This window comes from Curtobacterium sp. MCLR17_054, from assembly GCF_003234335.2.
In the GTDB taxonomy this organism is placed as follows: domain Bacteria; phylum Actinomycetota; class Actinomycetes; order Actinomycetales; family Microbacteriaceae; genus Curtobacterium; species Curtobacterium flaccumfaciens.
In genome coordinates this window covers 1,821,578-1,833,832 of record NZ_CP126263.1, presented here as the reverse complement: position 1 = coordinate 1,833,832, position 12,255 = coordinate 1,821,578, and the positions used below count along the sequence as shown (strand labels likewise).

The 12,255-nt window shown below is 70.4% G+C and carries 8 protein-coding genes; 4 read left to right on the top strand and 4 right to left on the bottom strand.

From position 1 onward, the window contains the following. The first annotated feature begins 4 nt into the window (after window positions 1-4). The 4 genes from DEJ08_RS08740 (at window position 5) to DEJ08_RS08725 (ending at window position 5,377) form a co-directional block, all read left to right on the top strand. Window positions 5-586: a DUF3000 domain-containing protein gene (locus DEJ08_RS08740; protein ID WP_017886108.1), complete on the top strand. Its 582-nt coding sequence runs from the start codon at window positions 5-7 to the stop codon at window positions 584-586. Then, a complete protein-coding gene (locus tag DEJ08_RS08735) occupies window positions 583-1,890 on the top strand; it encodes an HRDC domain-containing protein (protein WP_502869456.1) in 1,308 nt (435 codons plus the stop codon). Before DEJ08_RS08740 ends, DEJ08_RS08735 begins: the two co-directional genes overlap by 4 nt. 128 nt (window positions 1,891-2,018) lie before the next feature. After that, complete coding sequence (locus DEJ08_RS08730) at window positions 2,019-3,236, top strand: thiolase family protein (RefSeq protein ID WP_027465475.1); 1,218 nt, start codon at window positions 2,019-2,021, stop codon at window positions 3,234-3,236. A 2-nt stretch (window positions 3,237-3,238) separates the two neighbouring features. After that, window positions 3,239-5,377 (top strand): 3-hydroxyacyl-CoA dehydrogenase NAD-binding domain-containing protein, encoded by a 2,139-nt coding sequence (locus DEJ08_RS08725; protein WP_111054583.1) that lies wholly within the window; start codon window positions 3,239-3,241, stop codon window positions 5,375-5,377. Window positions 5,378-5,527: 150 nt separating this feature from the next. Here the strand turns inward: DEJ08_RS08725 and DEJ08_RS08720 are convergent, their stop codons facing one another. The 4 genes from DEJ08_RS08720 to DEJ08_RS08705 form a co-directional block, all read right to left on the bottom strand. Beyond that, window positions 5,528-6,262: a hypothetical protein gene (locus DEJ08_RS08720; RefSeq protein ID WP_146248494.1), complete on the bottom strand. Its 735-nt coding sequence runs from the start codon at window positions 6,260-6,262 to the stop codon at window positions 5,528-5,530. Between the two features lie 166 nt (window positions 6,263-6,428). Beyond that, complete coding sequence (dxs, locus tag DEJ08_RS08715; RefSeq protein WP_111054585.1) at window positions 6,429-8,366, bottom strand: 1-deoxy-D-xylulose-5-phosphate synthase; 1,938 nt, start codon at window positions 8,364-8,366, stop codon at window positions 6,429-6,431. Between the two features lie 109 nt (window positions 8,367-8,475). Continuing rightward, a complete protein-coding gene (acnA, locus tag DEJ08_RS08710) occupies window positions 8,476-11,292 on the bottom strand; it encodes an aconitate hydratase AcnA (protein WP_111054586.1) in 2,817 nt (938 codons plus the stop codon). Window positions 11,293-11,420: 128 nt separating this feature from the next. Further along, entirely contained in the window at window positions 11,421-12,224 is an 804-nt protein-coding gene (locus tag DEJ08_RS08705; RefSeq protein WP_111054587.1) for a DUF3159 domain-containing protein, read from the bottom strand. Window positions 12,225-12,255: the final 31 nt, after the last annotated feature.

Below are 12,255 nucleotides of genomic sequence, written 5' to 3'. Positions count from 1 at the left end.
ATGTGTGTCCGAAACCCGAGAGCCCGACGCCTTCGCGCGGCTCCGCGCGTTCGTGTCCGGCGGCAGCGGCCGTGCCGAGACCACCGTCACCGAGATCCCCTCGCCGACCCGGATCGCACCGTTCTCGATCGCCCTGGCGGCGGACGTGTCCGGCACCGCGCACGGCGTCGAGTCGGACCTGGGGACCGGTCGGTTCATCGCCCTGTACGACCCGGAAGAACCCGAGGGCTGGGGCGGCGCATTCCGTGTCGTCTCGTTCGCCCAGGCGCCGCTCGAGCCGGAGATCGGCGTCGACGAGTTCGTCGCCGACGTCACGTGGAGCTGGCTCGTCGACGCGCTCGAGTCGCACGGTGCGACGTACGACCACGCCTCGGGCACGGCCACCAAGATCATCTCGCGCGGGTACGGCGACCTCGCCGCACAGGGCGACGGCGCCCAGTTGGAACTCCGCGCGTCGTGGACACCACGCGGCGACGACCTCACCGCACACGTCCGGGCCTGGCAGGACATCGTCGCCATGCTCGCCGGTCTGCCGCCCGCATCGGACGGCGTGACCCTGCTGGCCCCGAGGAGGCTCGCCAAGTGACCGACCCCGCTCCCCAGGACGCTGCTGGATCGACCGGCCCGGCTGCGTCCGCAGCCACCGCTGCCGGCGCGACTGCCGCCGCCGGCCCCGCCTTCGAGGCATCGCACGACGCCGTCAAGGTCATCGACACGCGCGAGGATTACCTCGAGGCGGTCGCCGCCATCGCCGCCGGCCACGGCCCCGTCGCGGTCGACGCCGAGCGCGCCAGCGGCTACCGCTACTCGCAGCGCGCCTACCTGATCCAGGTGTTCCGCCGCGGTGCCGGTGCGTTCCTGTTCGACCCGATCCCGATCGGAGACTTCTCGGAGCTGCAGGCCGCCATCGTCGACGAGGAGTGGCTGTTCCACGCCGCCTCTCAGGACCTGCCGTGCCTGCAGGAGGTCGGCCTCGTCCCGACGCGCATCTTCGACACCGAGCTCGGCGCCCGCATCGCCGGGTTCCCCCGCGTCGGCCTCGGCGCCGTCGTCGAGCAGCTGCTCGGCATCACCCTGGCCAAGGCGCACTCGGCCGCCGACTGGTCGACCCGTCCCCTGCCGCAGTCGTGGCTCGTCTACGCGTCGCTCGACGTCGAGCTGCTGCCCGACCTCCGCGACGCCCTCGCCGAGAAGCTCGACGAGGCCGGCAAGACCCGGATCGCCCAGGAGGAGTTCGACGCGGTCCTGCACCGTGCGCCGAAGCCCGCCCGTGCGGAGCCCTGGCGTCGACTGTCCGGCATGCACGCGCTCCGTGGTGCGCGAGCACTGGCGATCGCCCGGTCGCTCTGGCTCGCTCGCGACGAGTACGCCCGACAGGCGGACATCGCCCCCGGGCGCACGATCCCCGACTCGGCGATCGTCGCCGCCGCGGCCGCCGCACCCGAGTCCCGCGCCGAACTCGGTGCGCTGAAGACGTTCACGGGCCGCGCCAGCCGTTCCGAGCTCGACCGCTGGTGGGCCGCCGTCGAGGAAGGCCGCACCACCGAGGACCTCCCCCGACTGCGCGGTGCAGGCGAGGCCACCCTGCCCCCGCCCCGTGCCTGGGCGGACCGCAACCCGGCCGCCGACCGCCGGTACAAGGCCGCGCGCGCCGCGGTCACGAAGCGGGCCGAGGAGCTCGACATCCCGCTCGAGAACCTGCTCACGCCGGAGACGCTCCGGCTCGTGTCGTGGGCCCCGCCGTCGCCGCCGTCGACCGAGCTGGTCGGCGCGGCCCTCGCCGAGCACGACGCCCGCCCGTGGCAGGTCGAGGAACTCTCGTCGATCATCGCGTCGGCCTTTGTCGCTGCTGCACAGCGGCCCGCGGCGACGGACGACGACGAGTCGTAGGAACTGCCCAACCGGCATGCGGCCGCCCAGGCTGGGGGCATAGCGTCGGGAGGGTCGCCGGGCGAGGCCCGGCCAGGCCGGAGCGACCTGCGTTCCGGCCCGATCGATGAGGATCTGGGAGGCCCGGATTGCCAAAGGCATCAGACGTCGTGTTCGTGGACGGCGTTCGCACACCGTTCGGACGAGCCGGCGAGAAGGGGGTGTTCTGGAAGACCCGGTCCGACGACCTCGCGGTGCACGCGATGCGCGGACTGCTCGACCGGAACGCCTTCGACACCGCAGCGGTGGACGACGTCGCCGTCGCGGCCACCACGCAGCAGGGTGACCAGGGGCTGACGCTCGGCCGCACCGTGGGCATGCTCGCTGGTCTGCCGAAGTCGGTTCCCGGCTACGCGATCGACCGCATGTGTGCCGGTGCCATGACGAGCGTCACGACGCTCGCCGGCGCCATCGCCTTCGGCGCCGCCGACATCGCGATCGCCGGTGGTGTCGAGCACATGGGCCGGCACCCGATGGGCTTCAACGCCGACCCCAACCCGCGCTTCGTCGCGGAGCGCATGGTCTCGAGCGACGCCCTCGTCATGGGCGCGACCGCCGAGCGCCTGCACGACCGCTTCCCCGCGATCACGAAGGACCGCACGGACGCCTACGCCGTCCAGTCCCAGCAGCGCTACGCCGCCGCCTGGGCGAACGGCAAGCTCCAGCCGGACGTCATCCCGGTCGAAGTCAACAAGGGCGACGGCTGGGACGTCGTCAGCACCGACGAGCCGCCGCGGCCGGGGACCACCCTGGAGGCGCTGGCCGCGTTGAAGACGCCGTTCCGGCCCCACGGACGGGTCACCGCCGGCAACGCCGCCGGTCTGAACGACGGTGCGACTATGAGCCTGCTCGCGTCCGAGGACGGTGCGAAGCAGCACGGGCTGTCGACGAAGATGCGCATGGTCTCGTTCGCCTTCGCCGGTGTCGAGCCCGAGGTCATGGGCGTCGGACCGGTCCCCGCGACCGACAAGGCCCTGTCGAAGGCCGGCCTGTCGATCGACGACATCGGCCTGTTCGAGATCAACGAGGCGTTCGCCGTCCAGGTGCTCGCGTTCCTCGACAACTACGGCATCGCCCAGGACTCCCCGAACGTGAACGCCTGGGGCGGCGCGATCGCCGTCGGCCACCCGCTCGCGTCGAGTGGTGTCCGGCTGATGAACCAGCTCGCCGCACAGTTCGCCGAGCGACCGGACGTCAAGTACGGCATCACCACGATGTGCATCGGGCTCGGCCAGGGCGGCACCGTCATCTGGGAGAACCCGAACCACAGCAAGTCGGCCGAGCGTTCGGCTCGGAAGGGGGCGTGACCATGACCATCGTCGACAACGACCGACTGGCCGAACTCAGCGAGGACGAGGTCGTCACGCACTCGTTCGTCAAGCACGTCACGATGCCCTCTGGTGGCACGCTGGCGCTCATCACGCTCGACAACGGCAAGGACTACAAGCGGCCGAACACCCTCGGGCCCCGCACGCTCCGTGAGCTGTCCGGCGTGCTGGACACCCTGAAGACCGAGGCCGCCGCGGGCACGATCCAGGGCGTCGCGATCACCGGCAAGGAGTACTGCTTCGCCGCCGGGGCCGACCTGTCCCAGGCAGCGGCGGTCCCGTCGCGCGAGGCCGCCCACGACCTGGCCGCCCTCGGGCACGCCACGCTCCGCAAGTTCGCCGACCTCGGGGTGCCGTCGTTCGCGTTCGTGAACACCCTGGCACTCGGCGGTGGGCTCGAGATCGCCCTGCACTGCACCTACCGGGCGTTCTCGTCCGCGGCGCAGGGCATCGGCCTGCCCGAGGTGTTCCTCGGCATCATCCCCGGCTGGGGCGGCGCGACACTGCTCCCCCGCCTGATCGGCCCGGAGCGCGCGCTCCGCGTCATCGTCGAGAACCCGCTCAAGAACAACCGCCTGATGGACGGTGCGGCCGCGGTCGAGATCGGCATCGGCGACGTGCTCGTCCCGTCCGTCACGTTCCTGCCCTCGGCCGTGGCCTGGGCGGACGGCGTCATCACCGGCACGACCAAGGTGGTTCGGAAGAACGAACCGGGCATGCTCGAGAAGGCCGCCTGGGGCACCGTCGTCAAGGTCGCCCGCGGACAGGTCGCGTCGAAGATCGGCACCGTGCCGAAGTCGCCGTTCCGGGCGCTCGACCTCGTGGCCGCCGCCAAGTCGGGCTCGCTCGACGAACGCTTCGCCGACGAGGACGAGGCCCTCGCCGACCTCATCTCGGGCGACCAGTTCGCCGCGTCGATGTACGCCTTCGACCTCGTGCAGAAGCGTGCGAAGAAGCCCGTCGGCGCTCCCGAGGGCGTCGAACCGAAGAAGATCACGAAGGTCGGCGTCCTCGGCGCCGGGCTGATGGCGTCGCAGTTCGCGCTGCTGTTCGCCCGACGTCTCGGCGTCCCCGTCGTCATCACCGACGTCGACCAGTCCCGTGTGGACGCCGGCGTCGAGCGGATCCGCGGCGAGGTCGCGAAGATGCTCGACAAGGGCCGGATCTCCCCCGACGACGCGAACCGCATCACCGCACTCGTCAGCGGGTCGGTGTCCTACGACGCCTTCGCCGACGCCGACTGGGTGATCGAGGCCGTCTTCGAGGAGATGGCCGTCAAGCAGCAGGTCCTCCGGAACATCGAGCAGGTCATCGCGCCGGACGCCATCCTCGCCACGAACACGTCGTCGCTCTCCGTCGACGAGATGGCGTCGGTGCTCACCAACCCGGAGCGGCTCGTCGGCTTCCACTTCTTCAACCCGGTCGCGGTCATGCCGCTGCTCGAGGTAGTGCGCGCGGCGAAGACCTCGGACGAGGCCCTCGTCACGGCCCTCGCCGTCGCGAAGACCCTGAAGAAGACCGCGATCATCACCGCGGACCAGCCGGGCTTCGTCGTCAACCGGGTGCTCGCGCGGGTGCTCGGCGAGGCGATGCGCGGCGTCGAGGAAGGGACCTCGTTCGACACCGTCGCCCAGGGTGCCGCGCCCCTCGGTCTGCCGATGTCGCCGTTCGAGCTGCTCGAGCTCGTCGGGCTGCCGGTCGGCGCGCACGTGCTCGACTCGCACCACGCGGCCTGGCCGGAGCGCTTCTACCCCGGTGACGGCCTGAAGAAGATCGCCGAGCACGGGACGATCCTGACCCGCGACAAGAAGGGCAACGCGACCGGGTACGACCCCGCCGCCGTGAAGCTCGTCGCGCCGTCCAAGAAGGACGCGAAGCCCGTCGACGCCGCCGAGATGCAGCGCCGGTTCGAGGATGCCCTGGCCGACGAGCTGCACCGCATGCTGGAGGACCGGGTCGTCGAGCACGTCGAGGAGATCGACCTCGGGCTCATCCTCGGTGCCGGTTACCCGTTCCAGGCCGGTGGGATCAGCCCGTACCTCGACCGCTCCGGTGCGTCCGAGCGGGTCTTCGGCGGCACGTTCCACGAGCCCCGGATCGTCGGCCCCGCTTCCCGCTAGGGCCGACTCGGTCTCGAAGGCGGCACCGCCGCACAACAAAGTCACCCCGAACCGCGGATCGCCGTGGTTCGGGGTGACTTTGATTGTGCGGCGCCGAGGCGTGCCACCGTCTCCGACAGCAGCCCGGGCGTCTGCTACCGTGCGCCGCCGTCAGCCACCGACGCAGTCGTTGCTGCCACTGAAGCACGGCGGCACCGACGGCCGGGGTGCCGGCGGCTCTGGCGGCTCGTTGTCGTACGACGTGAAGTAGTCGGCGCTGTGCGTCACGACGAGCACGTAGTCCGCCCCGCTCGCCCGCACGGCGTCGTCTCGTCGGACGACACCGAGTCCCGGCGCGGACTGCACGACGGACGATCCGTCCGGTTGCCACAGTCCGAGTGACTGGTCCCAACCACGGACCCGGACGACGGCGAACCGGTCCTGGCCGACATCGCTGCCGAGTGCGATCGACTGCCGCCCACCGACATCGATCAAGGACGGTGTCGATCCGTCCGGCCGGATCGCCTGCGCCACGAGGTCCTCGTCGGTCAGGCCGCCTGCACGAAGCGCTGGGCCGACGATGCGCACCGCGTCGACCGGTGTGGTCGCACCGTCGATCGTGTAGACCACTCCGGCGTCGATCCGGCACGTGGTTCCTGCAGCGGGCTGGAAGAAGCCGGAGTTGCTCGCGTGCCCGCAGGAGTCGGTCCAGGTGGCATCGACCCGGTGGACCGCTTCCCCGCCGTCCCAGTCGATCACGCGGTGCATCGTCTGTCTGGCACCGACCCGGGCATCAGCACCGAGCTCCGGCGCGACCGAACCGTCGTTCATCGCCGAACACCCCGAAGTCAGCGCCAACACGGCGAGGCAGAGCCCCACCGTCACCGTCCTGAGCCCCCGTCGCATGTGGCGATCCTGCCAGACGTCCCCGTGGCACATGCCCCTCGCGGCATGGCAGCACGGCGGCAAGGCGGCCTCCCACCGAACCAGGTTCCGGACACAGCACCGCGGAGGAACGTGGTGCCGTGTCCGGAACCTGGTTCCGAGCGGTCAGCCGTCAGCCGTCAGGCGGTCAGCGGTCGGACGCCGCCGTCTCGCGGGACCGCGCGGGCTTCGCCTGCGGCAGCTTCGTCCCGACGACCTGATCGATGACGTCGCGGGCGATGGCCTGCGCCGTCAGCCCTGCGTCGGCGAGGATCTGCGACCGGGTCGCGTGGTCGATGAACGCGTCGGGCAGCCCGAGCTCGTTCACCCCGGTGTCGACCCCGGCGGCGCGCAGGTCCTGCCGCAGCCGGGTCCCGACGCCGCCGACCCGCACGCCGTCCTCGATGGTGATCACGAGTCGGTGCGTCCGCGACAGCTCGATCAGCGACGCGGGGATCGGCACCACCCAGCGCGGGTCCACGACGGTGACGCCGATGCCCTGCGCCTCGAGCAGCGCCGCGGCCTCGAGTGCCACCGGCACCATCGACCCGACGGCGACGAAGAGCACGTCCTCGACGTCGTCCGCGGCGGCGTGCAGGACGTCCACACCATCGGAGAGTCGACGGACCGCGGGGATGTCCGGCCCGACCTGCCCCTTCGACCACCGCAGCACGGTGGGGGCGTCGTCGACGGCGATCGCCTCGCGGAACTCCTCGCGCAGGGTCGCAGCATCGCGGGGCGCGGCGATCCGGATCCCCGGCACGACCTGCAGCAGCGCGAGGTCCCACATGCCGTGGTGCGAGGGGCCGTCCGGGCCGGTGATCCCGGCACGGTCGAGCACGAACGTCACGCCGGCCTTGTGCAGGGCGACGTCCATCAGCACCTGGTCGAACGCGCGGTTCAGGAACGTCGCGTAGAGCGCCACCACGGGGTGGAGTCCCCCGTAGGCCAGGCCCGCGGCGGTCGTCACGGCGTGCTGCTCGGCGATGCCGACGTCGTAGACCCGGTCGGGGTGCTGCTCCTGGAACAGGTGGAGCCCGGTCGGTCGGAGCATCGCCGCCGTGATCGCGACGATCCGGGGATCCGAGGCGCCGGCTTCGGCCAAGGAGGACGCGAACACCGAGGTCCACGACGGGCCCGATGCGGCGTCGAGCGACTCCCCCGTCTCCGGGTCGATGTGTCCGACGGCGTGGAACTGGTCGGCCTGGTCGCGCAGGGCGGGCTCGAAGCCGTGGCCCTTCTCGGTGATCGCGTGCACGATCACGGGAGCGCCGTACTCCTTCGCCTGCCGGAGTGCTGCCTCCATCGCCTGCTGGTCGTGGCCGTTCACCGGGCCGATGTACTTGATGTCGAGGTTCGAGTACAGCGCCTCGTTGTTCGTCAGCCGCGAGAGGAAGCCGTGCAGGCCACCGCGCATGCCTCGGTACACCGCACGACCCGGAGCGCCGAACCGCGCCGCCACGGCCTGCGTGCCCTCGTACAGGGCCCGGTACTCGCGGCGGGTGCGCACGGAGCTCAGGAACCGGGCCATGCCACCGATCGTCGGGGCGTACGAGCGGCCGTTGTCGTTGACGACGATGACCAGTCGACGGTCGTTGTCGTCGGAGATGTTGTTGAGCGCCTCCCACGTCATGCCGCCGGTGAGGGCGCCGTCCCCGACCACCGCGACGACGGTGCGGTCGGTCTGCCCGGTCTGCCCGAACGCGCGGGAGATGCCGTCGGCCCACGACAGCGACGACGACGCGTGCGAGGACTCGACGATGTCGTGCTCGGACTCGCTCCGCTGCGGGTAGCCGGCGATGCCGCCGCGTTCGCGCAGCTTCGAGAAGTCCTGGCGCCCGGTGACGAGCTTGTGCACGTACGACTGGTGCCCGGTGTCGAAGACGAACGGGTCGTTCGGCGAGTCGAACACGCGGTGCATCGCGAGCGTCAGCTCCACGACGCCCAGGTTCGGCCCGAGGTGCCCACCGGTCTTCGCGACCTCGGCGACCAGGAAGCGCCGGATCTCGGCGGCGAGGTCGGTCATCTGCGCGTCGGAGAGACGCTTCAGGTCGCGCGGCGACGTGATGCTGGCGAGCAGGCTCACGGGCGCTCCTTTCATGGGGCTGTCGGCCCACTCTATGCGCGTGGGGACAGAACGGACTGGAGGCGCGGTGCCAGCTGGCACCGCGCCTCCAGGCAGTATCCGGGTCGCGTCAGACGAGCGAGCGGAGCACGTACTGCAGGATGCCGCCGTTGCGGTAGTAGTCGGCCTCGCCGGGGGTGTCGATGCGGACGACCGCGTCGAACTCGATCGGCTGCTTGCCGGCCGGCGAGTGCTCGCTCGGCGTCGCGGTGACGTGCACCGTCTTCGGGGTGCGACCCTCGTTCAGCTCGGTCAGCCCGGAGATCGAGACGACCTCGGTGCCGTCGAGCCCGAGGGACTCGACCGTCTCGCCCGCCGGGAACTGCAGCGGGACGACGCCCATGCCGATGAGGTTCGAGCGGTGGATCCGCTCGAAGCTCTCGGTGATGACCGCACGGACACCGAGCAGGTTCGTGCCCTTGGCAGCCCAGTCACGGGACGAGCCGGAGCCGTACTCCTTGCCACCGAAGATGACGAGCGGGATGCCCTGCTCCTGGTAGTGCTGCGAGGCGTCGTAGATGAACGACTGCGCACCGTCCGGCGTCGTGAAGTCACGGGTGTAACCGCCCTCCACGCCGTCGAGCAGCTGGTTGCGCAGACGGATGTTCGCGAACGTGCCGCGGATCATGACCTCGTGGTTGCCGCGACGCGAGCCGTAGGAGTTGAAGTCCTTGCGGTCGACGCCGTGCTCGGCGAGGTACTGGCCGGCGGGGCTGTCGGCCTTGATCGAACCGGCCGGCGAGATGTGGTCGGTCGTGACCGAGTCGCCGAGCTTCGCGAGCACCCGGGCGCCGGAGATGTCCGACACCGCGTCGGGCTGCATCGTCATGCCCTCGAAGTACGGGGGCTTCCGGACGTAGGTCGACTCCTGGTCCCACTCGAAGGTGTCACCCGTCGGGGTCGGCAGGTTCTTCCAGCGGTCGTCGCCCTCGAACACGGAGCCGTACTCGTGGGTGAACATCTCGGTGTCGATCGACTCGTCGATGACCTGCTGCACCTCGGCCGCGTCGGGCCAGATGTCGGTCAGGTAGACGTCGTTGCCGTCCTGGTCGGTGCCGAGGGCGTCCTTGTCGAAGTCGAAGTGCATCGACCCGGCGAGGGCGTAGGCGATGACCAGCGGCGGGGACGCCAGGTAGTTCATCTTGACGTCGGGGTTGATCCGGCCCTCGAAGTTGCGGTTGCCCGAGAGCACCGCGGTGACGGCGAGGTCGTTGTCCTGCACGGCCTGCGAGATCTCCTCGGGCAGCGGGCCCGAGTTGCCGATGCAGGTGGTGCAGCCGTAGCCGACCGTATAGAAGCCGAGCTGCTCGAGGTAGGTGGTGAGACCGGCCTTCTCGTAGTAGTCGGTGACGACCTTCGACCCGGGCGCGAGGGTGGTCTTCACCCAGGGCTTCGCGGTGAGGCCCTTCTTCGCGGCGTTCCGGGCGAGGATGCCGGCGGCCATCATGACGGACGGGTTCGACGTGTTCGTGCACGAGGTGATCGCGGCGATCGCGACGGCACCGTGGTCGATCGTGAACGGATCGGCCCCGTCCATCGCGACCTTCGTCGGCGCCGAGGCGGTCGACGGTGCGCTCGACACGTGCACGTGCTCGTGCAGCGCCGTGTCCTCGTTGGTGGAACCGGCGGCGATCGGGTCGGAGGCCGGGAACGTCTCCTCGACCGCGTCGTCGAGGTCGGTCTGCTCGGACGGCGTCGTGTAGTTGTTCAGGTCGAGCTCGAACTGGCTCTTCGCGTTCGTGAGCTCGATGCGGTCCTGCGGACGCTTCGGGCCCGAGATGGAGGGCACGACCGTGGAGAGGTCGAGCTCCATGTACTCGGAGTAGTTCGGCTCGACCGACGCGTCGTGCCACAGGCCCTGGGCCTTGGAGTACGCCTCGACCAGGGCGATCTGTGCCTCGTCGCGACCGGTCAGCCGCAGGTAGTCCAGCGTGACGTCGTCGACCGGGAAGATCGCCGCCGTCGAACCGAACTCGGGCGACATGTTGCCGATGGTGGCGCGGTTGGCGAGCGGGACGGCGCCGACGCCCTCGCCGTAGAACTCGACGAACTTGCCGACGACGCCGTGCTTGCGGAGCTCCTGCGTGATGGTGAGCACCACGTCGGTCGCGGTCACGCCGGCCGGGATCTCACCGGAGAGCTTGAAGCCGACGACCTTCGGGATGAGCATCGACACGGGCTGGCCGAGCATCGCGGCCTCGGCCTCGATGCCGCCGACGCCCCAGCCGAGCACGCCGAGGCCGTTCACCATCGTGGTGTGCGAGTCGGTGCCGACCAGGGTGTCCGGGTACGCGTAGGTCTCGCCGTCGAGGTCACGCGTGTAGGTGACCTTCGCCAGGTACTCGATGTTCACCTGGTGGACGATGCCGGTGCCCGGCGGGACGACCTTGAAGTCCTCGAACGCGGTCTGGCCCCAGCGGAGGAACTGGTAGCGCTCACCGTTCCGCTCGTACTCCAGGTCCGTGTTGCGCTGCAGGGCGTCCGTGCTGCCGAACAGGTCGGCGATGACGGAGTGGTCGATGACCATCTCGGCCGGGGACAGCGGGTTGATCTTGTTCGGGTCGCCGCCGATGTCCGCCATGGCCTCGCGCATGGTGGCGAGGTCGACGATGCACGGCACACCCGTGAAGTCCTGCATGACGACGCGCGCCGGCGAGAACTGGATCTCGGTGTCGGGTTCCGCGTCGGGACGCCAGGAGCCGAGCGCCCGGATCTGTCCCTCGGTGACGTTCTTGCCGTCCTCGGTGCGGAGGAGGTTCTCGAGCAGCACCTTCAGGCTGTAGGGCAACTTCTCGTGCCCGGGAACCGAGTCGATCCGGTGGATCGCGTAGTCGACACCCCCAACCGACAGTGTGTCCTTCGAGCCGAAGCTATTGACTGCAGCCACCGTGCCGCCTCCCTACTGATCGGTTTGCCCTCATCCTCGCGGGCCGTGGACCGTCCCACCAGCAAGGCAAACCTAATCCCGAGGACGCGTGCGCGCCCTGCGAGAACTATCTTGATGTCGAGAGAACTCTACACCGGGGCGACGTCGTCGCGTCGGACGAACACGGTGCGGACCAGCAGCCAGGTCACCCAGAGCACCGCCGCGTACAGCGGCACACCGAGGATGAGCTTCAGCCCGGCGAGCAGTTCGACCTGCGCCGTCAGGTACAGCGGGACCTCCACCGCGAGCCGGACCGCGAACAGCCCGACCCAGATCCAGGTGGCGACCGTCAGCACGCGGCGCTTGACGGGGTCGGCGCGCCAGTCGACGTGCGAGCCGTCCTCGTTCGCCGGCAGCAGGAAGCCGACGACGAGTCCGATGAGCGGCCAGCGGATCGCCAGCGTGATCAGCAGCCCGACGAGCCAGACCGCGTTGATGACGATCCCGGGGATGAAGTTGCTCTCCGCGCGGCCGGTGATGAGCGCCAGGCCGGCCGAGACCGCGACGCCGAGGATGCCCGCGAACGACATCGTCACCGACTGCCGCTGCAGCAGCCGGAGCACCACGAAGACGAGCCCGACGGCCACCGGGATCACGACGCTCGGCACGAGCTCCTTCGTGATCGCGTAGACGACCAGGAACGCGAACCCGGGCAGCACCGACTCGGCGAGGCCGCGCACCCCGCCGACCGCGCCGAGGAGCGCCCGGCCGGACGGTGCCTCACCGGGTGCCACGCGGGCGATGCCGGCGTTCTGCACGGCGTCACGGAACTGCGCGGAGAACGACGGCGCCACCGAGGGCTCAGCCGCCGGCGCCACCGATGACTCAGCAGCCGGTGCAGCGGGGTCGGAGCCAGCCGTCTCGGGTCGTGGGGTGTCGTCGTGGTCCGGCACCGTGCCTCCAGGCGGGGTTGGTCGTCAGTCG

Excerpts from the sequence above, each read along its gene's own strand:
- DEJ08_RS08725 (WP_111054583.1), top strand. The coding sequence starts at position 3,239 with ATGACCATCGTCGACAACGACCGACTGGCCGAACTCAGCGAGGACGAG.
- DEJ08_RS08720 (WP_146248494.1), bottom strand. The coding sequence starts at position 6,262 with ATGCGACGGGGGCTCAGGACGGTGACGGTGGGGCTCTGCCTCGCCGTG.